General features: G+C 74.1%; 20 protein-coding genes and 1 pseudogene. 8 read left to right on the top strand and 13 right to left on the bottom strand.

Features of this window, described 5'->3' with window-relative positions:
* Window positions 1-459, bottom strand: a complete 459-nt coding sequence (locus ACZ3YL_RS37100) for a hypothetical protein (protein WP_465661901.1) — start codon at window positions 457-459, stop codon at window positions 1-3.
* The gene (gene zapE / locus ACZ3YL_RS37095; protein WP_465661930.1) at window positions 456-1,511 is read right to left on the bottom strand and encodes a cell division protein ZapE; all 1,056 of its coding nucleotides are present in this window, start codon (window positions 1,509-1,511) and stop codon (window positions 456-458) included. Before zapE ends, ACZ3YL_RS37100 begins: the two co-directional genes overlap by 4 nt.
* A gap of 113 nt (window positions 1,512-1,624) precedes the next feature.
* Here zapE and ACZ3YL_RS37090 point away from each other — a divergent pair, with 113 nt between their 5' ends.
* From ACZ3YL_RS37090 to msrB, 4 genes are all read left to right on the top strand, one after another.
* Complete coding sequence (locus ACZ3YL_RS37090; RefSeq protein ID WP_188308920.1) at window positions 1,625-2,416, top strand: pyrimidine reductase family protein; 792 nt, start codon at window positions 1,625-1,627, stop codon at window positions 2,414-2,416.
* Between the two features lie 51 nt (window positions 2,417-2,467).
* The gene (locus ACZ3YL_RS37085; protein ID WP_188308921.1) at window positions 2,468-2,929 is read left to right on the top strand and encodes an indole-3-glycerol phosphate synthase; all 462 of its coding nucleotides are present in this window, start codon (window positions 2,468-2,470) and stop codon (window positions 2,927-2,929) included.
* A gap of 176 nt (window positions 2,930-3,105) precedes the next feature.
* Window positions 3,106-4,494, top strand: a complete 1,389-nt coding sequence (murC, locus tag ACZ3YL_RS37080; RefSeq protein ID WP_465661928.1) for a UDP-N-acetylmuramate--L-alanine ligase — start codon at window positions 3,106-3,108, stop codon at window positions 4,492-4,494.
* A gap of 42 nt (window positions 4,495-4,536) precedes the next feature.
* Window positions 4,537-4,941 (top strand): peptide-methionine (R)-S-oxide reductase MsrB, encoded by a 405-nt coding sequence (msrB, locus tag ACZ3YL_RS37075; protein WP_188308922.1) that lies wholly within the window; start codon window positions 4,537-4,539, stop codon window positions 4,939-4,941.
* Between the two features lie 45 nt (window positions 4,942-4,986).
* Here msrB and ACZ3YL_RS37070 read toward each other — a convergent pair whose 3' ends face one another.
* The 8 genes from ACZ3YL_RS37070 to ACZ3YL_RS37035 form a co-directional block, all read right to left on the bottom strand.
* The gene (locus tag ACZ3YL_RS37070; RefSeq protein ID WP_465661899.1) at window positions 4,987-6,180 is read right to left on the bottom strand and encodes a cytochrome P450; all 1,194 of its coding nucleotides are present in this window, start codon (window positions 6,178-6,180) and stop codon (window positions 4,987-4,989) included.
* The gene (locus tag ACZ3YL_RS37065) at window positions 6,177-6,734 is read right to left on the bottom strand and encodes a GTP-binding protein (RefSeq protein ID WP_188308932.1); all 558 of its coding nucleotides are present in this window, start codon (window positions 6,732-6,734) and stop codon (window positions 6,177-6,179) included. The genes ACZ3YL_RS37070 and ACZ3YL_RS37065 overlap by 4 nt, the downstream gene beginning before the upstream one ends.
* A 70-nt stretch (window positions 6,735-6,804) precedes the next feature.
* Entirely contained in the window at window positions 6,805-7,167 is a 363-nt protein-coding gene (locus ACZ3YL_RS37060; protein ID WP_188308924.1) for a DUF742 domain-containing protein, read from the bottom strand.
* Between the two features lie 40 nt (window positions 7,168-7,207).
* Window positions 7,208-7,696 carry a roadblock/LC7 domain-containing protein gene (locus ACZ3YL_RS37055; RefSeq protein ID WP_188308925.1) on the bottom strand — a complete coding sequence of 163 codons (489 nt, stop codon included), beginning with the start codon at window positions 7,694-7,696 and terminating at the stop codon, window positions 7,208-7,210.
* Window positions 7,693-9,468, bottom strand: coding sequence for an ATP-binding protein (locus ACZ3YL_RS37050; RefSeq protein WP_465661897.1), 1,776 nt, complete (start codon window positions 9,466-9,468; stop codon window positions 7,693-7,695). The genes ACZ3YL_RS37055 and ACZ3YL_RS37050 overlap by 4 nt, the downstream gene beginning before the upstream one ends.
* Before the next feature lie 152 nt (window positions 9,469-9,620).
* A complete protein-coding gene (locus tag ACZ3YL_RS37045) occupies window positions 9,621-10,631 on the bottom strand; it encodes an MBL fold metallo-hydrolase (RefSeq protein ID WP_465661895.1) in 1,011 nt (336 codons plus the stop codon).
* Window positions 10,632-10,752: 121 nt separating this feature from the next.
* Window positions 10,753-11,556 (bottom strand): hypothetical protein, encoded by an 804-nt coding sequence (locus ACZ3YL_RS37040; protein WP_188306045.1) that lies wholly within the window; start codon window positions 11,554-11,556, stop codon window positions 10,753-10,755.
* Window positions 11,557-11,672: 116 nt separating this feature from the next.
* Complete coding sequence (locus tag ACZ3YL_RS37035; protein WP_465661893.1) at window positions 11,673-12,599, bottom strand: GNAT family N-acetyltransferase; 927 nt, start codon at window positions 12,597-12,599, stop codon at window positions 11,673-11,675.
* Between the two features lie 315 nt (window positions 12,600-12,914).
* Here ACZ3YL_RS37035 and ACZ3YL_RS37030 point away from each other — a divergent pair.
* The 3 genes and pseudogenes from ACZ3YL_RS37030 to ACZ3YL_RS37020 all read left to right on the top strand — a co-directional run bounded on the left by ACZ3YL_RS37030 (window position 12,915) and on the right by ACZ3YL_RS37020 (window position 16,140).
* Window positions 12,915-14,182: pseudogene (locus ACZ3YL_RS37030) on the top strand (MbnB/TglH/ChrH family RiPP precursor modification enzyme).
* Window positions 14,183-14,208: 26 nt separating this feature from the next.
* A complete protein-coding gene (locus ACZ3YL_RS37025) occupies window positions 14,209-15,288 on the top strand; it encodes a TIGR04222 domain-containing membrane protein (protein WP_465661891.1) in 1,080 nt (359 codons plus the stop codon).
* A gap of 69 nt (window positions 15,289-15,357) precedes the next feature.
* Complete coding sequence (locus ACZ3YL_RS37020; protein ID WP_188306043.1) at window positions 15,358-16,140, top strand: TIGR04222 domain-containing membrane protein; 783 nt, start codon at window positions 15,358-15,360, stop codon at window positions 16,138-16,140.
* 71 nt (window positions 16,141-16,211) lie between these two features.
* Here the strand turns inward: ACZ3YL_RS37020 and hemQ are convergent, their stop codons facing one another.
* The 3 genes from hemQ to ACZ3YL_RS37005 are packed head-to-tail and all read right to left on the bottom strand — an operon-like array spanning window position 16,212 to window position 18,569.
* A complete protein-coding gene (gene hemQ, locus ACZ3YL_RS37015; RefSeq protein WP_188306042.1) occupies window positions 16,212-16,937 on the bottom strand; it encodes a hydrogen peroxide-dependent heme synthase in 726 nt (241 codons plus the stop codon).
* On the bottom strand, window positions 16,934-18,364 hold the full coding sequence (hemG, locus tag ACZ3YL_RS37010; RefSeq protein ID WP_465661889.1) for a protoporphyrinogen oxidase: 1,431 nt from the start codon (window positions 18,362-18,364) through the stop codon (window positions 16,934-16,936). Before hemG ends, hemQ begins: the two co-directional genes overlap by 4 nt.
* Window positions 18,365-18,398: 34 nt before the next feature.
* On the bottom strand, window positions 18,399-18,569 hold the full coding sequence (locus tag ACZ3YL_RS37005; RefSeq protein WP_465661887.1) for a hypothetical protein: 171 nt from the start codon (window positions 18,567-18,569) through the stop codon (window positions 18,399-18,401).
* Window positions 18,570-18,943: 374 nt separating this feature from the next.
* On the opposite strand from ACZ3YL_RS37005, the gene ACZ3YL_RS37000 reads away from it, so the two are divergent.
* Window positions 18,944-19,888 carry a DUF4349 domain-containing protein gene (locus ACZ3YL_RS37000; RefSeq protein WP_465661885.1) on the top strand — a complete coding sequence of 315 codons (945 nt, stop codon included), beginning with the start codon at window positions 18,944-18,946 and terminating at the stop codon, window positions 19,886-19,888.
* Window positions 19,889-19,913: the final 25 nt, after the last annotated feature.

Here is a 19,913-nt window from a genome sequence, read left to right as displayed (position 1 = left end):
TCAGGCCGCGTGGGCCTCGAACCTTCTGGCAGGCTCGCGGGCCGGGTCGATGCGGACCGCGGCGTCGAAAGCCGCGGCGAGCAGTTCGATCAGCGGCCGGGTCGGGTCCACCCCGCTCGCGGTGAGGATGCGGCGCAGGGCGTGGAGGTCGGCCTCGGCGGACGCGGGGTGGTAGTCGAGCTCGTCACAGCGGTGGTGGGTGAGGGCGAGATCGACCACGGCGAGGGCGAAGGCCCGGCCGCGTTCCGGGTCCGGGCCCCAGTCGAGCGCGTCGAGGTCGAGGCCGACCGTGCCGCGGCCCATCAGGTTCTGGTCCTGGCGGGCCAGCTCGGCGGCGAAGGCGTGCTGCCAGTCGTCCCGGGCCGGGGCGGTGACCGCGAGCATCAGGACCTCGACCAGCACCTCGGTGGCGCCGTTGCCGAGGTCGAGCTCGTGGCCCCCGCCCCGGAAGGGGTTCATCCCTGCTTCAGCTTCTCGCTGTCGCGGGCGAGGGCGACCAGGCGGGAGATGGCGCGCAGGTACTTCTTGCGGTAGCCGCCGCGCAGCATGTCCTCCGGGAAGACCTGGTCGAAGGGCAGGCCGGAGGCGGTGATGGGCAGTTCGCGGTCGTACATCCGGTCGGCGAGGACGACCAGGCGCAGGGCGGTGGACTGGTCGTCGACCTGCCGCACGCCGCGCAGGCAGACCGCCGTGACGTCGTCCAGCAGCGCGCCGTAGCGGCTGGGGTGGACGGCGGGGAGGTGGGCGAGCAGGGCGTCGAAGTCGTCCAGCGAGGCGCCGGGGGTGCGGGTGGCGACGGCCTCGACGGCGTCGTCGGCGTACGGCGGCGGGGCGTCGGGCAGGCCGCGGTGGCGGTAGTCCTGGCCGTCGATCCGCATCGGGCGGAAGTGCGCGGACAGGCCCTGGATCTCGCGCAGGAAGTCGGCGGCGGCGAAGCGGCCCTCGCCGAGCTTCTCCGGCAGGGTGTTCGAGGTGGCGCACAGCTTGACGCCGTTCTCGACCAGCCGGCCGAGCAGGGTGGAGACCAGTACGGTGTCGCCCGGGTCGTCCAGTTCGAACTCGTCGATGCACAGCAGGGTGTGCCCGGAGAGGGTCTGGACGGCCTGCTGGAAGCCGAGCGCGCCTACCAGGTTGGTCAGCTCGACGAAGGTGCCGAAGGCCTTGGGGCCGGGGGCGGCGTGCCAGAGCGAGGCGAGCAGGTGGGTCTTGCCGACGCCGTAGCCGCCGTCGAGGTAGACCCCGGCCGGGCCGGTGGGCGCGGGGGCGGAGCGGCGGAACCAGCTGCGCTTGGGCGCGGAACCGTTTCCTCCTCCGAGGGTCGCCGCGAACTCCTCCAGGACCTGGACGGCCTCGTACTGGCTGGGCTGGGTCTGGTCCGGGATGTACGTCCCGAAGCTCACGTCGGCGAACCGGGGCGGCGGGACCATCTCGGCGACCAGGCGCTCGGCGGGCACGACGGGGCCGCGGTCGGTGAGCGCGATCGGGGCGCCGGCCGCGCTCGCGGCGGCTATCGACTCGGTCGCGGTGGCGGGGCGGGAGGCTGCGGGCACGGTAGTAGAGGGTACGCCTGGTCCCGGTCGCCCCTGAAACCCCTCCGGAGGACCCGCGGTGGAACACTGAGGGCATGCACCAGTTGATCAGCCCGCTGGGCGCTCCGGTCGCGGATCCGTCCGACCTGGAATCGCTCGCCGCCGTCTACGCGTACCCCGACCAGGTGAATCGGGGGCGCCCGTGGCTGCGCGCCAACATGGTGGCCGGGCTGGACGGCGCGGCGAAGCTCGACGGGCTGTCCGAGGGGCTGTCCGGCGACGCCGACAAGCGGATCTTCGGCGTGCTGCGGGCCCTGTCGGACGTGGTGCTGGTGGGCGCCGAGACGGTCCGGGCGGAGGGTTACCGGCCGGCCCGGGCGCGCCGGGAGTTCGCGGCCGCGCGGGCGGCGGCGGGGCAGTCGACGGCCCCGGCGATCGCGGTCGTGAGCCGTTCGCTGAACCTCGACCTGGGCGCGCCGCTGTTCACGGAACCGCTGGTCAGGACGGTGGTGATCACCGTCGAGGACGCCCCCGAGGAGCGCCGCCGGGAGGTCGCCGCGGTGGCCGACCTGGTGCTCGCCGGGCGCGGCTCGGTGGACCTGCGGACGGGCGTGGCGGCCCTGGTGGAACGGGGCTGGACGCGGCTGCTGACCGAGGGCGGACCGCGGCTGCTGGGGCAGCTGGCGGCGGCGGGCCTGCTGGACGAGCTGTGCCTGTCGCTGGCCCCGCTGCTCACCGGCGGCGACGCGCCGCGCATCGTCCACGATGCGGAAATGCCTGACGTGCAGCGGATGCGGCTGGTCTCATTGATCGAGCAGAAAGGATTCCTCTTCACTCGCTACCTGCGTCACCTGGGTTCGGATGACCCCGTGACCCCCCGATCGTGATCCCGTTATGCGATGCCGGGGCCCGGGGGCCGGCCACTGGAAGGGACTCACGTGTTCAAGACGGTACTGATGATCGAAAAGGCGCTCTCGGACGCGGACGTGGAGCTCGTCACCACGCTCCACAGCGACGAGAAGGTGTCCTTCGTCGTCCTGATGCAGCCGCGCGGCAAGCAGGACGAACTGCTGCGGGCGCTCGACGACGTCGCCCTCGGCCACCTCGACAAGGTGGTGCACGAGCACGACGAGTCCGAGGGCGGCCCGACCGTGGCCGGCGAATCGCTCGAGCACAGCCTGCGCCACCTGCGCCGGGCCGGCGCCGAGGCGATCGGCGAGCTGGTCGAGGAGAAGCCGCTGGACCGGCTGCGCGCGGCGGTCGAGGAGCACCGGGCGGACGAGGTGGTGGTGCTCACCTCACCGCACTTCGTGGAGGAGTTCTTCCACCGCGACTGGGCCTCCCAGGCCCGCCACAAGGTGGGGGTGCCGGTGCTGCGGCTGTTCGCCAGCGACTCGTAGCTCCGCGTAGCACCGCGCGCCGGTGGTGCAGAATCGTCCTTGCGGTCCCTCCGCGAGGACGATTCGCGCGTCTCGTACGCGTCGCACCTCTCGCGCGTCCCGCACCTCGCCGGACCCATCTGCCCACACAGCCATCGCCCGTACGGAGCCACGCCTTGAACGACGCCGCGCACGACCTGCACGCCCCGCACTTCATCGGCATCGGCGGCGCCGGGATGTCCGGCCTGGCGAAGATCCTCGCAGTGCGCGGTGCCAGCGTCTCCGGCAGCGACTCCAAGGAGTCCGAGACCGTCCTCGCGCTGCGCGCCCTCGGCGCCGCGGTGCACGTCGGCCACGCCGCCGAGCACGTGCCGGACGGCGCCAGCAGCATCGTGGTCTCCAGCGCGATCCGCGCCGACAACCCGGAGCTGGTCGCCGCCCACGAGCGCGGCATCCCGGTAGTGCACCGCTCCGACGCGCTGGCCGCGCTGATGGGCGGCCGCCGGGCGCTGGCGGTGGCCGGCACCCACGGCAAGACCACCACCACCAGCATGCTCGCCGTCGCCCTCGGCGAGCTGGGTCTGGAGCCGTCCTACGCGATCGGCGGCGACCTCGACGCGCCCGGCTCCAACGCCCAGCACGGCACCGGCGAGATCTTCGTCGCCGAGGCCGACGAGAGCGACCGCAGCTTCCACAAGTACGCGCCCGAGGTGGCGATCGTGCTCAACGTGGAGCTGGACCACCACGCCAACTACGCCTCGATCGACGAGATCTACGAGTCCTTCGAGACCTTCGTCGGCCGGATCACCCCCGGCGGCACCCTGGTGGTCTCCGCCGACCACGACGGCGCCCGCGAGCTGACCGCCCGGGTGGCCGGCCGCGAGGGGCTCAACGTGGTCACCGTCGGCGCCGCCGAGGACGCCGACCTGCGCGTCCTGTCCGTCGTCGCCCGCGGTATGACCAGCGAGGTCACCGTGGAACTGGACGGCGCCGAGCTGGCCTTCACCGTCTCGGTGCCCGGCCGGCACTACGCCCACAACGCGGTCGCCGCGCTGGCCGCCGGCGTCGCGCTGGGCGTCCCGGCCGCCGACCTGGCCAAGGCGCTCGGCGCCTACACCGGCGTGCGCCGCCGCCTCCAGCTCAAGGGCGAGGCGGCCGGCGTCCAGGTGATCGACTCCTACGCCCACCACCCGACCGAGATGACCGCCGATCTGGAGGCCATCCGCGAGGGCCTGGAGGGCGCGGGCCGGGTGCTGGTGGTCTTCCAGCCGCACCTGTTCAGCCGCACCCAGCAGCTCGCCGAGGAGATGGGCCAGGCCCTGGCGCTGGCCGACGCCTCGGTGGTGCTGGACATCTACCCGGCCCGCGAGGACCCGATCCCGGGCGTCACCAGCGAGCTGATCATCGACGCCGCCCGCCGGGCCGGCGCCGACGTCACCCCCGAGCACGACTTCGCCGCCGCCCCCGCCCTGCTGGCCGGCCTGGCCCGCTCGGGCGACCTGCTGCTCACCATGGGCGCCGGCGACGTCACCAACCTCGGGCCCGAAATTCTGAAGCACCTCGCGAACGTTGCCTCCAACGTCTGACAACGTCCGACAAGGTCCGACGTACGCCGAGCGGGAGTCGTGATGAGCTACGAGATCCAGAAGACCGAGGCCGAGTGGCGCGCCCAGCTCAGCCCCGAGGAGTACCACGTGCTCCGCGAGGCGGGCACCGAGCGCCCGTTCGTCGGCGAGTACACCGACACCAAGACGGTCGGCGTGTACGGCTGCCGGGCCTGCGGGGCGGAGCTGTTCAGCTCCGAGACCAAGTTCGACAGCCACTGCGGCTGGCCCTCGTACTACGCGCCGCTGGCCGAGGACCGGGTCCAGTACATCGAGGACACCACCCTCGGCATGCGCCGGGTCGAGGTGCGCTGCGCCAAGTGCGGCGGGCACCTGGGGCACGTCTTCGAGGGTGAGGGCTACGGCACGCCGACCGACCAGCGGTACTGCATCAACAGCATCTCGCTGACGCTGCGGCCGGCCGAGTAGCAGCCGGCACCGAAGGCCCGGACGATCGCCGTCCGGGCCTTCGGGCTATCCGGCCAGCGGCGCGAAGCGGACCGGCAGGTGCACCAGGGCTCGGTGGAAGGGCCCCGGGCGCCAGAGCAACTCCTCGGCCGGAGTGGCGAGTTCGAGGTCGCTGAGCCGGCTGGTCAGCTGCTCGATGGCGGTGATCGCGATCAGCAGGGCCGGGTCCCGGGCCGGGCAGGCGTGCGGGCCGGCCGCCCAGGCCAGGTGGGCGCTCTCGCCGCTGCGCAGCCCGTCGCCGTCGGTCGGCGGCGCGGCCTGGGAGTTGGCGGCCGCGTACGAGACCAGCACCAGCGAGCCGGCCGCGATCTCCCGGCCGTGGAAGGTGATGTCGTACCGCGGATAGTGGGCGGAGAGGTTGGCCAACGGCGGCTCGTGCCACAGCACCTCGTCGATCGCCTGGTGGGCGGTCATCGCGCCGCCGAACAGCGAGCCGGCGTAACGGGCGTCGGTGAGCAGGCGCAGCAGGGCGTTGCCGATCAGGTTGGTGGTCGGCTCGTGTCCGGCGATCATGGTCAGGGTGATCTGCCGGATCACCTCGTCGTCGTCCAGCCCGACCGGGTGGGTGACGAACCAGGAGGCGAGGTCGTGCCGGGGGCGCTCGCGGCGCTCGGCGACCATCGCGGTGACCACCGCGACGAGCTTGCCGTACGCGGCGCCGGCCTTCGCGGTGGACTCGATCAGCCCGGTGATCGCGGCGACCACCTGGGCGTGCTCCTCCTCGGGCACCCCGAACCAGGTGGTCAGCACGAAGGCGGGCAGCTGGCGGGCGTACTCGGCGATCAGGTCGGCGCTGCCGACCGCCGCGAAGCGGTCGATCAGCTGGTGGGCGACCTCGGCGACCTGGCGTTGCAGCCGGTGCGGTTCGAAGAGGGCGAGGCCGTCGGTGATCACCGCGCGGTAGCGGGCGTGCGTCGCGCCGTCGCTGAACAGCGCGGTCGGGCGGTAGCCGAGCACCGGCAGCAGCGGGGAGTCCGGCGGGACGGTCGCCTGCCAGGCGCGGGAGTCCTTGGAGAAGGTGTCGGTGTCGCGCAGTAAGTCCAGGGCGGCCCGGTAGTCGGTGACCAGCAGGGCCGCGACCCCGGGGGCGATCTCCACCGGGGCGACCGCGCCGTGGCGGCGCAGCCGCTCGTACACCAGCTGGGGGTCGGCGGCGAAGACCGGGCCGTAGATCGGGGTCGGTCGGGTTTCGGTGGTCACTGTCCCTCGTGGGTGTCGGGGCCTGCGGGCAGGGTGTCGAGGACGTGCTCGGCCAGGGCGATCAGCGCGTCGATGCTGCTGCCGCGCTCGCGCGCGTCGCACAGCAGCAGCGGGGTCGCCGCGTGCAGGTCCAGGTGGGCGCGCAGCACCTCGGGCGGGTGGTCCGGGGAGTCCGGGAAGCGGTTGACGGCGACGGCGTACGGCAGGCCCTGCTCCTCGACCATGTCCATGATCTCGAAGGAGTCGGCCAGCCGGCGGGTGTCGGCCAGCACCAGGGCGCCCAGGGCGCCGCGGGCGATGTCCTGCCACAGCGGGAAGAAGCGCCGCTGGCCGGGGGTGCCGAACATGTAGAGCACCGTGTTGCCGGGCAGCGTGAGCCGGCCGAAGTCCACCGCGACGGTGGTGGTGGACTTCTCGGGCAGGCCCGCCAGGTCGTCCACCGGCCGTCCGGTCTCGGTCATCGCCTCCTCGGTGTGCAGGGTGGCGATCTCGGAGAGGGTGCGGATGAGCGTGGTCTTGCCGACCCCGAACGGGCCGGCGACCACCAGCTTCATCAGTGTCTGGTCCCGGTCGGGCAGGTAGCCCACCCGGCGCGACCGCCCGGCGGGAGAGCCGGGGCCGGGGTCACCGGAGCGCACGGAGTCCAACGAGGAGCCTCTCGACGATGGAGCGGTCGGTCTGCTGGGCCCGCGGGATCGGCGCGCGGGCGTGCAGGCAGCCGGCCTCGACCAGGTCGGCTGCCAGGAAGACGGTGGCGCTGACCGGCAGGCTCAGGTGCGCGGCGGCCTCCACCACCGTCAGCGCGCCGGGGCGCAGCAGTTCCCAGAGCCGGCGGTGTTCGGGTTCGAGGTCGGCCGGCGGTTCGGCCCGGTCGGCCCGGTCCGCGAACAGCACGGTCAGCCGCTCGAAGCCCTCGGTGCCGGGGCGGCTGCGGCCGCCGGTGGCCAGGTAGGCAGGCACCATCCGCCTGCGGGGGACGGCGCTCATGCTTCCACCTCGCTTCGCTCACTCATCCGCGCACGCTCGTTCATGACCCGGCGGCGGTGCCCTGCGACCCGGCGGCCCGCTGCCCGGTGGCCCGCCGGCCGGCGCCCTGCGGCCCGGCGCTCTGCTGCCGGGGCGGGCTCGCGAGCGCCCGGCCCAGGGCGGCGACCTGGAGCTGCATCTGGTAGGCCACGTTGCCGAGCTGGGCGTCCGGGGCGGTGAACACGGCGAGCGAGGTGTTCTCTCCGGCGGGGACGACGATGGCGTAGCCGAGGTCGGACTCCACCACGGTCTGGGCCAGCCGCGGCCGCTCGGTGTCGGTGAACGCGGTGGTGAAGGCGCGGGCGGCGGCGTGCACGGTGGCCGTCATCGCGGCGACCCGCTCGGCGGAGGCCCGGCCGAGGCCGTCGGAGGCGGCCTCGACGAGGCCGTCACCGGTGGCGACCACCGCGTGCAGCACCCCCGGCAGCTCCAGCAGCGGGCTCAGCACCCAGGAGATCTCGGCGGCGGTCGGGCTGGGCGAGCTGCTCACTGCTCGGCTCCTTCTAAGGTCGGTCCGGTGGTGTGGTCACTGGCGTCGCGGCCGCCGGTGCTGCTGCTCCCGCCGGTCGCGGTGGTGTCGCCCGGCTCACGGGTCCCGGCGCTGCCGGCGGCACCGGCGGCGGAGGCGGCGGCCCGGCCGGAGTCGGTGCCGCGTTGCAGTGCCTGCCAGTGGGCGGCGGCCTGCTCGGGGCTGCGGACGTACGGTGCGGGCCGCTCCCCCGGGCCGCCCGCCGGCTCCGCCGCCGGCGCTCCCGGGGCCGTCCCCGGCTCCTCGTTGGTGAGCGGACGGCGCCGGCGCCGACTGGGCAGGCCGCTGCCGTCCCCGTCGGGGGCGGCGCCCGCATCGGGGTCGGGCACCACGTGGATGGCGGGTGCCGGGTGCGGGCCGGGCTGGTTGTGGCGGTCGGCGAGCACCGGCGGCTCCTGCTCGTCGGCGTCGCGCATCGGCGGGACGGCCGCGACGGCGGGCGCCGGGACCGGGCCGTTGCCGGCCCGCAGCGGCAGCGGGGTGAGCACCGACAGCGGCTGCTCGTCGTCCACCGTCGTCACCAGCGCGGCCGGGATCCGCAGGATGGTCCGCATGCCGCCGTACGGCGAGGGCTCGATGTGGCAGGTGAAGCCGTACTGGCGGGCCAGCTTGCCGACCACCGCGAAGCCGGTCTTGGGCGGGTTGCCCAGTTCGGTGAGCAGCACGTCCGCCGGGCCGGCCAGCAGCCGGCGGGCCCGGCGCAGCTGGTCCTCGTCCATGCCGATGCCGCTGTCGTCGACGATCACCAGCGCGCCGCGGCCGCCCTGCTGGACGGTGACCGGGACGTCGGTCTCCGGGTGGGAGTAGGCGGTGGCGTTGGCGAGCAGTTCGGCGATGGCGATGGCGATCGGCTCGGCGGCCCGGGCGACCACGGCCAGCCGCTGCTCCCGCAGGTGGTTGGCGACCTTGATCCGGGCGTAGCCGGGCACCCGGGAGAGCGCGCCGACGACCACCTCGGCGAGCGGGGAGTCGGTCCGGGCCAGGCCAGGCCAGGCCTCGCAGAGCACGGCGACGGTCTGGATCCGGCGCAGCGCGACCTCGTTGCGGAAGTCGACCTCCAGCAGCCGGGGGTCGTCGTTGTCGTGCTGGAGCTGCTGGACCAGGCTCTGGATCTGGTACAGCAGGGTCTGGATCCGGGAGGTGGCGCCGCGCATGGCGGCCCGGGCGGCGGCGTCGACCCGCTCGCGCTCGTCGGCGAGGGCCGCGGTGGTGGCGTCCAGGACGAACTGCAGGGCCCGGACGCCCTCGGGGCCGACGGTCCGCGCGTCCAGCGGGCCGACCAGCGGGGCGTTGGTGTGGGTCAGCCGGACGGCGGTGGCGGAGACCCGCTCCTGGGCGAGGTGGCCGATCTCGGCGAGCAGCGCGGCGGCGCGCCGGTCGGCGGTGGCCTGCCGGGCCTCGGCCTCCTCGGCCCGGGCGTTCGCCTCCCCGACGCCGGCGTTCGCCTCCTTGGCCCGGGCGTTGGCGGCGGCGCCCCGCTGGTCGGCGGCCCGGGTGTGTTCCTCGGCTCGCCGGGCCTGCTCGGCGGCGTTCCGTACGGCCTCCTGGGCGTCGTTCAACTGTCGTTCGGCGCGGGCGAGTTTGGCTTCCGCGGCGCGGGCCTGCTGCTCGCCGTGGCCGAGCGCGGCCTCGGCGGCCACCGCCCGGCCGACGGCCTTGGCCCGGCTGTGGGAGAGCACGACCGTGGCCGCGGCGGCGACCAGCGCCAGGGCGATCAGCGCGATCTGCGTCATCGGAGTCCTCGGGTGTCCTTGGTGCTGGGCCTGGGCCGTCGCCCGTCGCCCGGGGTTCGGTTCCGGGCGGGACGCGGGAGCGGGGTGCGCGAGTGCGGGCTCGGGTGCGGATACGGGGTGCGGGGTGCGGGCGCCGGTACGCGCCCCGGCTGTCAGCTCCGGCCAGCGCGCGGGCGCGGGACGCGGGTGGAGTCCTCGGCCAGTTCGCGGGCCACCAGGGCGACCTCGCCCATGGCGTCCAGGATGCCGGGCAGCGCGGAGCCGTCCAGGTGCCGGTACTCGGCCGCGACCGTGAGCACCAGCCGCTCGGGCAGGCCGAGTTCGGGGTGGCACTGCTCGGCGATCACCCGCCGGGCGGCGTCCAGCGCGGGTATCCCGGCGGCGTGCAGGGCGTGGGCGCGCTCGCGGACGTACTCCAGGTAGCCGATGTGCTCCTGGACGCCGTCGCGGTCGAGTACCGGGCCGTGGCCGGGGACGAAGATCTCCGCACCGGTGGCGAGGGCCTGTTCGCAGGCGCCGATGATGTTCTCCAGCGGGCCGGCCCAGTGCGAGGGGTGGTCGCCGGGCTGCTCGGGGGTGGAGGAGAAGATCACGTCCCCGGTGAACACCGCGCGCTGGTGCGGGAGGTGGACCATCAGGTCGCCGCCGGTGTGGGCGGCGGGCAGGCTGGTGATCCGCACCGGGTAGCGGCCGACCGTCAGCTCCAGCTCGCCGGTGAAGACGGTGTCCGGGTGCACCGGCTGGGTGGTGGACCAGTCGAAGCCGCCGAAGTGCTCCCGGAGGTAGCCGCCGAGCGGGGAGTCCGGGTCGCTGTTGGTGAGCAGGGCGTGCTGCTGCTGGGGGGTGGGCTCCCAGTGGATGTGCTCCAGCGCCTCGCGGGTGGCGATCACCTCGGCGTCCGGGAGCACCCCGGCACCCCACAAGTGGTCGCCGTTGGCGTGGGTGACGACTACCCGGTCGATGTCGGCCCCGGTCGGCAGCAGGCGCCGACTGGCGGCGAGGAACTCCCCGGCCAGCGAGGGGTCGTACGGGGTGTCGATCCAGAGCGCGGTGGTCTCGGAGGCCAGCAGGCCGCAGTTGGCCAGGCCCCAGCCCCGCTTCGGGGGGAGCCACACATACAGGTCCTCGGCAATCGCGCTCACGTTCGCACGGTTGATCGTCATGCGCGCGATTATGCCCATGTTGCGTCAGGGATGGGGCAAAAGCTGTACGAACAGCTGGAGTTCATGCCCCGGTCTCTCCCGCACTGTCCGGATTCGCACCACGTGGTCGAGACCAATCGTCTCACTGCTCGGGATGACTGATGGACACTTCGCCCCGGAATCCTGACGGGACGTCGGACCGCGGCGCGGGCAGGACCCGGCAGACCTCGACCGTGACGTCCACCGTGTCCAGGCCGATCACCCGCCCCTCCACCGCGACGAATCCTTTCTCCCCCGAGCGGAACAGCACCGCCAGCGGGGAAGTCCGGTTCGCCGTGGTCAGCGCCTCCACCGCCATCGCCGAACCGAAGGCGAACACCCCGCAGAGCACGATGCAGGGCGCGTGCCGGGGGGTGCGGGTGATGAAGATGAAGCCGTGGTCGCGGACCAGTTCCCCGGTCGGGCCGTACAGCGCCTCGAAGGTCATCCCGCCCCAGCGGGCGCGGGCCTCGTCCGGGTACTCGATCGCGAAGTCCGGGAACACCGCGTCCAGCACGCCGCCGGAGTAGGAGTTGACGCTCGGACCGCCGATCGAGAAGGTCGGCATCCGCGGGTCCTGCGCCCCGGCCACCACCAGCTCGATCGTCGCCTTGCGGTTGACCTTCCGCAGCAGGTCGGTCAGTTCAGCTATCGCCCTGGCCTCGGCCATCGGCACGAACAGCACGTTCTTCGGCCCGCGGCTGGTCAGCTGGCAGCCGTCGGAGGTGACGGCGAACTCCGCCACCTCCAGGCTGGGGATGACGATCTGCACCCGACCGTACGGCGCCAGCATCGCCCGCAGGAAGCCGTAGCGCAGGAACAGCCTGGTACGGGCTAGCGAGCGGGCCGCGAGGAAGCCGATCACGGCCGGAACCGATGCGATCAGCACCTGCAGCAGGATCTCCATATGATCCCCCTGGAGGAAGACTCGACCACGAACTGTGCGCCCTGGTCATGTCCCCGCCCGTGGCTGGAATTACCCCCTCCCGCCGACACCGAACGTCACAGTCGACCTGTCGAGGGTCACTTCAGGCGCTTGATGCCCTTGCGCTCCCCCGCGCAGCGCTCGTACCCGAGCCACGCGTTGATCGCCAGCATCGGCGCATTGGTGGTGTCGTTGCTGGTGTACGCGCGCCGGTAGCCCGCCGCCGCCGCGAGCCGCAGCGACTCCAGCTTCGCCAGCTTGCTCAGCCCGCGGCCGCGGAACTCCCGGCGGCAGGCGGTGAACGCGGACCAGTAGCGATCCACCCCGTCGGTCTGCGCCAGGCTGAACGCGGCCGGCTCGCCGTCCACCACGGCGACCACCGTCAGCCCCCGATCCAGGTCCGGTCGGGCCCAGTCACCGCGGAGCCACTCCTCGTAGGCCAGGGCGTCCATCGGCAGCTCGCCGGGCTCGTCCCGGATCGCGTCCGCCTCCACCAGGAACAGCGGGCGCGGATCGTCCGCCCAGTCGGTCGCCGGGCGCAGCTCCACGCCGGCCGGCCGCACCGGGGCCTGCGGCAGCGGCAGCGTCAGGTCCCGCCCGCCGAACTGCGCGGAACGCCCCAGTTCGTAGCCCCGGGCGGCGGCGAAGGCCAGCGGGGCCGGCTCGTCGTCCAGCCAGGTGTGCAGTTCGGCCACCCCGTGGCCGGCCAGGTGCCGTTCGGCCGCGGCCAGCAGCGCGGTGGCCGCGCCGCGCCGGCGGAACTCCGGCAGCACGCTGCCGTTGGCGTAGCCGACGCCGGCGGTCGACGTCCCGAGCACCACCGCGCAGCGCACCGCGCCGACCACCCGGCCGTCCAACTCGGCGACGAAGGTACGGAAGTGCTCGTCGGGATTCGGCTGGGCGTTCAGCCACGGCAGGGCCTCGGCGCTCATCACCAGGTGCTCGCGCCCGGCCCGGTGCGCGGCGGCCACCGCCTCGGCGTCGTCGGGGCGGAAGTCACGGATCGTCAGTGCAGTCTCAGTCATCAATCGCACGCTAGCCGCAAGCAGCCCGCCACCGCCTCCGATTTCGCCCCAAGGCGGCACCACACCTGCGGGAACGGTCGCGCCCGGGGGTCGGAGTCCCTGATCACCAGGACGGCAAGCTCAAATAATGCTCTGAGAAGACCGGGTGAGGCTTGGCAGCCACCCCGCCCGGGGACATCCTCAGCAACACGGCCGCGCAGTCCTGGCGACGACGCCCGCACCGCCCGACGGCCCCCCGTCCAGCCCTCCGAAGGGGGCGAACCGATGACTTCCCCTGCCCTGACCCTGCCCGTCGCCGCCACCGTCGCCGCCACCGTGGGCTCCGCTGTCGGCTCCACCGCCGGCTCCGCACCCCGGCTCGGCATCGGCCTCGGCTGGCGCGGCGAGATCGACACCGTGGTCGAGCGCCAAGCCGGCCTGGACTGGGTCGAGGTGGTCGCCGAGAACATCTGCGCCGACCACCTGCCCGACTCACTCACCGCCCTGCGCGGACGCGGCGTCACCGTCGTCCCGCACGGCGTCGGCCTGGGCCTCGGCGGCGCGGACCGGCCCGACCGCGACCGGCTCGGCCGGCTCGCCGGGGCGGCGCTCGCGCTCGGCTCCCCGCTGGTCACCGAGCACCTGGCCTTCGTCCGGGCCGGTGGCCTGGAGGCCGGCCACCTGCTGCCCGTCCCCCGCACCCGGGACTCGCTGCGGGTGATCGCCGAGAACGTCCGGATCGCCCAGGACCAGCTCCCGGTACCGCTCGCCCTGGAGAACATCGCAGCCCAACTCGCCTGGCCCGACGACGAGTTCACCGAGGGCGAGTTCCTCGCCGAACTGGTCGCGCGCACCGGCGTCCGACTGCTGATCGACGTCGCCAACCTGCACACCAACCGGGTCAACCTCGGTACCGACCCGGCCGCCGAACTCGACCGGCTGCCGCTGGAGGCGCTCGCCTACGTGCACGTCGCCGGCGGCACCCTGGTCGACGGCGTGTGGCACGACACCCACGCCCACCCCGTCACCGAACCGGTCCTGGAGGTCCTGGCCGAACTCTGCGCGCGGGTCGCACCGCCCGGCGTCCTGCTGGAACGGGACGCCGACTTCCCGCCGCCCTCAGAACTGGCCGGTGAACTGGACGCCATCCGCCGGGTGCTGGAGGGGAGCACCCCGCGATGAACGACCTGGACCGCGGCGAGTCCGCGACCGACGAAGCCCGGGAGCGCCTCGCCCGGCGCCAGACGGAACTGCTGGCCGCCCTGGTGGCCGGCGCGCCCGTCCCACCCGGCTTCGACCCGGACCAGGTCAGCGCCCAGTCCACCGGCCTCGCCGCCAAACGGCGTGACACCACCGCGAAGGTCGCCCCCGACCTGCCCCGCCTGCTCGGGGCGGCGTACGGGCCGCTCTTCCTCCGCTACGCCCGCACCCACCCGCAGACCGGCGGCTACCACGCCGACGCCCGGGCCTTCGCCGCGTGGGTGCTCACCGACGGCGGCCCGCCCGCCACCGACCACCGCCGCGCCCTGGAGCACTGGCTCCACCCCGCGCCGCAGCCGGCCGGACCACTCGCCCGGCTGCGCCGCGCCCTGCGCGGCCACTGAACCGACGTCTTCCCGGGGGAACGCCCATGTGGCACAACAGCTACTTCCTGATCCCGGCCGCCCTGCTGATCGCGGCCGCCCTGTACGCCGCGCAGACCCGGCAGCGGGTCCGGCACGTCCCGAACCCGCAGGGCCTGCCCGGCCGCGGCCTGCCGCTGCTGGACACCGCCTTCCTCGCAGGCGGCCCCGGCCGGGTCTTCGACACCGCCCTGGTCCGGATGCACCTCGGCGAGCAGGTCGTCATCAACCGCGCCGGCCTGGTCACCCTCACCGGCTCCAAGCCGTACGACGCCGTCGACCAGGCGGTCCACGACGCCGTCGGCCCGACCGGCAGCCGGGAGCTCGGCGCGCTACGGCGCACGGTGACCCGCTCGGCCGCCGTCCAGGAGATCGGTGACCGGCTCGCCGACCGCGGCCTGATGCGCCACCCCGAGCGGCTGCGCCGGGCCTTCCACGCCCGTCGGCTGCTCTGGCTCGCGATGCTCCTCGTCGTGGTCTCCGCCGGGCTCGCCCTGCTGCTCGACGACGACCAGGCCGGCTACGACCGCGCCAACCTCTGGTACCCGGGCCTGCTGCTGTTCATCGGCCTCATCACCCTGCTCACCAACTCCCTGGCCGACGGCCGGGTCACCCCGGCCGGGCAGCGCCAGCTCAGCCTGATGCAGGGCAGCACCCCGTGGTCGCCGAGCTCCGGCGTCTCGCCCCGGCTCACGGGCGGCGCGATGCTCGGCGCGGTCGCCCTCGGCGGACTGGCCGCCGCCTCGCTGGACAGCCCGGAGGTGGAGGCCGCGATGCTGGCCGCGGCGGCCCAGGAGGAGGCGGTCCGGCAGGCCTCCGCGTCCTCGTCCTTCTTCTCCTCCTCGTCCTTCTCCTCCTCGTCCTCGTCGTCCTCTTCTTCCTCGTCCTCGTCGAGCAGCTCCTCCTGCGGCGCCTCCGTCACCTCGTGCGGCGCCTCCTCCGACTCGGGCTCCTCGCACCACCACTCCTCCTGCGGCTCCTCGCACCACTCCTCGTGCGGTTCCTCGCACTCCAGCAGCTGCGGCTCCTCGTCCAGCTGCGGGAGCAGCTGCGGTTCGAGTTGCGGCAGCAGCTGCGGCGGCTCCTGACGTCACAGTTCGGTATCGCGCTCCGGGAAGCCGTTCCCCGCGCCACGGCCCCAGGCATAGAACAAGCCCATGTGGTTGCTGTTCCTGATACCGGCCTGCGTCGCGGCGGTGCTCTCCTGCCTCCGGCTGGTGCGGATGACCGCCACCGCCGACGCCCTCACCGACCAGGACGGGCTGCGCCCGCCGGAGGCCGTCGGCATCGGGCTGTACGAGACGGCGTACCTGGCCGGCGGCCCGGACCGGGTGGTCGAACTCGCCCTCGTCCTGATGGCCGGCCGCGGCCGGCTGCACCTCGCCCACACCGGCTGGACCACCGTGGTCGACCCCAGGGGCCGCAGCCGGCTGGAGCGGGCGGTCGTCGCCACCGTCGGTCCCGAGGGCCAGTGCCGTACGGACGATCTGCGCCGGGCGATGGGCGAGCACCCCACCGTGCTGGAGATCGGCGCCCGGCTCTCGCTGGCCGGCCTGGCCACCCCGGCGCTGATCCAGCGCAGCACCGTGGTGGTGGTCCGCCAGGTCCGGCACGCGATGCTGCTGACGGTGGTCCTGCTCGCCGCCGCGCTGTCCGTCAGCGGCTTCACCGGCGGTGACGCCCTCGCCCCGCTCGCCTGGTTCTCCCTGCCGCTGGTGCTCACCGCGGGCACCCTGCTGATGGCCCGGGTCGACGTCTACCCGTACACCCGCTGGGCCTCCCCGATCGGCCAGGAGGTCCTCCGCGAGGTCCGCCCGGCCCGGCAACGCGGCCTCGCCGACGACGAGGAACGCGAACTCCTCACCGCCGTCGCCATGAACGGCCCCGCCGTCCTCCCCGACCCCCGCCTGCGCGCCGCCCTCCGCCCCCACCGCACCTGAGCCCGCGGGAACGGCCGGAGGCCGGCTCCCCCTGCCTGGGCGAGGGGGAGCCGGCCTCCGTACGGCGTGGGTCAGACCAGGCCGTTCAGCAGTTCGCTCACCGGCTTGCGGCGGCCGGTGAAGAACGGCACCTCCTCGCGGACGTGCAGGCGGGCCCGGGAGGGGCGCAGGTCGCGCATCAGGTCGACGATCCGGTGCAGCTCGTCGGCCTCGAAGGCGAGCAGCCACTCGTAGTCGCCGAGCGCGAACGAGGCCACCGTGTTGGCCCGCACGTCGGGGTAGCCGCGGGCCATCTGGCCGTGCTCGGCGAGCATCGCGCGCCGCTCGGCGTCCGGCAGCAGGTACCACTCGTAGGAGCGGACGAACGGGTAGACGCAGACGTAGTCGCGCGGGTGCTCGTCGGCGAGGAACGCCGGGATGTGCGACTTGTTGAACTCGGCCGGGCGGTGCAGGGCCATGTTCGACCAGACCGGCTCCAGCTGGCGGCCGAGGCCGGTGCGGCGGAAGCGGTTGTACGCCTCCTGCAGGTCGTCCGAGTCCTCGGCGTGCCACCAGACCATGATGTCGGCGTCCGCGCGCAGCCCGGACACGTCGTAGGTGCCGCGGATCGTCACGTCCTTGGCGTCGAGCTGGGCGAACAGCTCGTCCACCTCGGCGGCGAGGGCGGTGCGGTCCTCGGGCAGGGCGCCCTTGAGCTTGAACACCGACCACATGGTGTAGCGGATGACCTGGTTCAGGTCGCGCGCCTTCTTCTTCTCGGGCCGCTGCTCGGGCTCCCGCTCAACGCTCTCAGTCATGCGCCCATTGTCCTCTCCGTGGAACCGTCCCCGGTCGCCGGGGTCAACAGTTTGTCGATGGCCGCCGCGGCGGCGGCGGCCGAACCGATGCAGGCCGGGATCCCCACCCCGTCGTACGCGGCGCCGCACAGCGCCAGCGCACCCACCTCCCGGGCCGCCGCCCGCACCCGGGCCACCCGGTCCGGGTGGCCCACCGGGTACTGCGGCAGGCCGGCCGTGAAGCGGGAGACGAAGGTGTCGTACGGCCGGGCGGTCAGGCCGATCGCCTCCTCCAGGTCCGCCAGCGAGCGGGCCACCAGCTCCTCGTCCGGCAGCTCCAGCACCGCGTCCTCGCGGTGGCGGCCGAGCGAGGTGCGCAGCAGGAAGGCGTCCGGGGCGGAACGCTCCAGCCAGCCCCACTTGTTGGAGGAGAAGGTCGAGGCCTTGATCCGGCGGCCGTCCACCGGGGGCACCAGGAAGCCGCTGCCGCTGGGCGGCTCGGTCAGGTCGGCGCGGCGGAACGCCAGGGTCACCAGCGCCATGCCCGCGTACTCGACGGCGTCCAGCTCGGCGGCCGCCGCCGGGGCGTCCGCGCGCAGCAGCCGGGCCGCGGCGGGCGCCGGCACGGCCAGCACCACGGCGTCCGCGGTCAGCACCTCACCGCCGGCCACCACCCGCCAGCCCTCGGGGGTGCGGCGCAGTTCCTCCACCGGGGTGTCGGTGCGCAGGTCCACGCCCGCCTTGACGCAGGCCGCGGCCACCGCCTCGGGCAGGGTGCCGAGGCCCCCGCGCAGGCCCTGGAACACCGGGGTGCCGACCACCTGCGGCCGGGACGCCAGCTCGTGCACCCCCGCGACCAGTGAGCCGCCGCCCTGGGCGATCGGCAGCAGCTGCGGCACCGCGGCGCGCAGCGAGATCTCCTCGGCGCGACCGGCGTAGACGCCGCCCAGCAGCGGTTCGACCAGCCGGTCCACCACTTCCTGGCCGAGCCGGTCGGCGACGTAGCGGCCGATCGCGACGTCCGCCCCGACCTCGGTGGCCCGTTCGTGCCGGGCCCGCTCCAGCCCCTCGGGGGTGAGCACCCCGGAGGCGGCCAGCGCCTCCAGGTCACCCGGGACGCCCATCACCTGCCCGCCGGGCAGCGGCCGCAGCGCGCCCCTGGTCCAGATCGCCGCCTTCGCGGTGGTCGGCGGCTCCAGCTCCACCCCCAGCCCGACGGCCCGCGCCAGCTCCACCGCCTCCGGCCGCCGCGCCAGCACCGACTCGGCCCCGAGGTCCACCCGGACCCCGCCGACCTCGCCGCCCCACAGCTTCCCGCCGACCCGCCCCGACGCCTCCAGCACCGTCACCCGCGCCCGCGCCGGCCCCCCGGCCGCCCCGCTCAGGAAGGCGGCCGCAGCCAGCCCCGCGATCCCACCACCGACGACGACGACCTGTGCATCCGACATGCCTCGCAGTCTCGCAGGTCTTTACACCGATCCCTCAATCCGCTGCACGCCTCGGCCCCTTCGACAACGCGTCCAGGTCGAGCACGATCGGAAAGGGCACCCGGCGTTCGAGCTTGCCCCGGAAGATCCCGGCCGAGACGTAAGAGGAGGTCACCGGCTCCAGCTCAAAGACGTGCACGACTGGCAGATCGTCCTCCTCCTCCACGATCCAGTAGTGCGGGATGCCGGCCTTGGCATACTTGCTGACCTTGTCGCTACGACGGGCTGGCCAAGACGTCCGCCGATGCCGTGCGGCCGGTCGCGCAGCGGCGGGCGGTGGTGGCATGTCCGGAGGGGGCGGGCGGGTTGCCGACGCCGCGGGCGCGGGTGGGGGGCGGGGACGAGGCGGGCGCGGGTGGTGGACGCGACCGGGGCGGACCGCGCCGAGGAGATCGGGGCCGGGGCGCGGGCGGCGTCGGGTAGGTCGTGTCCGACCCGGCGCCGAGCCGTGATGGACTCGCGATCTCCCGGGTGGGTCCGTCCGGCAGGCTCTTGCGTCCAATGGCAGGAACTGCCAACGGACTTGGGGAGGGGCCGGGAATGGGTGGACAGGCGAGAGCCGGGGCGCTGGGGGCGGCGGTGGCCGCGGCGGTGCTGCTGGTGGGGGGCTGCAGCGCGGGCGGCGGGGGCCCGGCGGGGAACGATTCGGCCGCGGGGCCGGCCAAGGCGGCGAATCCGCCCGGCGCGGCGGCAGCTCCGGCGGGTGCGCAGCCGTCCGGCGCCGCGACGGCGGCCGGGGTCACCCCGGTGGCCGACAACCGGCTGATCTCGTACACCGCGCAGCTGGACCTGCGCACCAAGGACGTCAGCCAAGTACTGGGCAAGGCAAGGGAGTTGACTACCGCAGCGGGCGGCTACGTGGGCGGCGAGTCGGTCAGCGGCGGCGGCGCGGACGAGTCCGGCCAGCTGACGCTCAAGATCCCGTCCGCGGCCTACCAGCAGACCGTCGACCAGCTGGCGGCCCTGGGCGAGGTGGTGTCCCGCAAGAGCCAGGCGGACGACCTGACCCAGCAGGTCGCGGACGTGGCGAGTCGGGTGCAGTCCCAGCAGGCGAGCGTGGACCGGGTGCGGGCGCTGATGGCGCAGGCCAAGTCGCTGAGCGATATCACCTCGCTGGAGGGCGAGTTGAGCCGCCGGGAGGCGGACCTGGAGTCGCTGCAGAAGCAGCAGAAGGAGCTGTCCGCCCGGACGTCGTACTCGACCGTCACGCTGGAGGTCCGCCGCGAGGTCGCGGTGCCGACGCCGACCCCGGCACCGAGGGCCGAGAAGGAGGGCTTCGGCGACTCGGTGGGTTCCGCGCTCGGCGGCGGCTGGCACGTGCTGGTGACGATCGCCTCCGCACTGGTGGTGGCGCTGGCCGCGGTGGCGCCGTTCCTGCTGGTGCTCGGAATCCCGGCGGCGCTGGTCTACCGGTACTGGCGCCGGACCAGGCCGCGACCCCTCGCCCCGGACGAGGAGGCCGAGCCCGCCGGGCCCGAGGACTGAGCGGACCGGTACGCGACGATGGCGG

The sequence above is a fragment of the Kitasatospora sp. NPDC023176 genome (assembly GCF_055560495.1).
The sequence above is the reverse complement of the archived record's forward strand: the minus strand, read 5'-3'. Positions and strand labels throughout refer to the sequence as shown.

Bases quoted from the DNA above. Each gene is read 5' to 3' on its own strand.
- hemG (WP_465661889.1), bottom strand. From the start codon at position 18,364: ATGTCGGATGCACAGGTCGTCGTCGTCGGTGGTGGGATCGCGGGGCTG.
- ACZ3YL_RS37025 (WP_465661891.1), top strand. From the start codon at position 14,209: ATGTGGCACAACAGCTACTTCCTGATCCCGGCCGCCCTGCTGATCGCG.
- ACZ3YL_RS37035 (WP_465661893.1), bottom strand. From the start codon at position 12,599: ATGACTGAGACTGCACTGACGATCCGTGACTTCCGCCCCGACGACGCC.
- ACZ3YL_RS37000 (WP_465661885.1), top strand. From the start codon at position 18,944: ATGGGTGGACAGGCGAGAGCCGGGGCGCTGGGGGCGGCGGTGGCCGCG.
- msrB (WP_188308922.1), top strand. From the start codon at position 4,537: ATGAGCTACGAGATCCAGAAGACCGAGGCCGAGTGGCGCGCCCAGCTC.
- ACZ3YL_RS37100 (WP_465661901.1), bottom strand. From the start codon at position 459: ATGAACCCCTTCCGGGGCGGGGGCCACGAGCTCGACCTCGGCAACGGC.
- ACZ3YL_RS37020 (WP_188306043.1), top strand. From the start codon at position 15,358: ATGTGGTTGCTGTTCCTGATACCGGCCTGCGTCGCGGCGGTGCTCTCC.
- hemQ (WP_188306042.1), bottom strand. From the start codon at position 16,937: ATGACTGAGAGCGTTGAGCGGGAGCCCGAGCAGCGGCCCGAGAAGAAG.
- ACZ3YL_RS37090 (WP_188308920.1), top strand. From the start codon at position 1,625: ATGCACCAGTTGATCAGCCCGCTGGGCGCTCCGGTCGCGGATCCGTCC.
- ACZ3YL_RS37050 (WP_465661897.1), bottom strand. From the start codon at position 9,468: ATGACGCAGATCGCGCTGATCGCCCTGGCGCTGGTCGCCGCCGCGGCC.
- ACZ3YL_RS37065 (WP_188308932.1), bottom strand. From the start codon at position 6,734: ATGAAGCTGGTGGTCGCCGGCCCGTTCGGGGTCGGCAAGACCACGCTC.
- ACZ3YL_RS37045 (WP_465661895.1), bottom strand. From the start codon at position 10,631: ATGACGATCAACCGTGCGAACGTGAGCGCGATTGCCGAGGACCTGTAT.
- ACZ3YL_RS37060 (WP_188308924.1), bottom strand. From the start codon at position 7,167: ATGAGCGCCGTCCCCCGCAGGCGGATGGTGCCTGCCTACCTGGCCACC.
- ACZ3YL_RS37040 (WP_188306045.1), bottom strand. From the start codon at position 11,556: ATGGAGATCCTGCTGCAGGTGCTGATCGCATCGGTTCCGGCCGTGATC.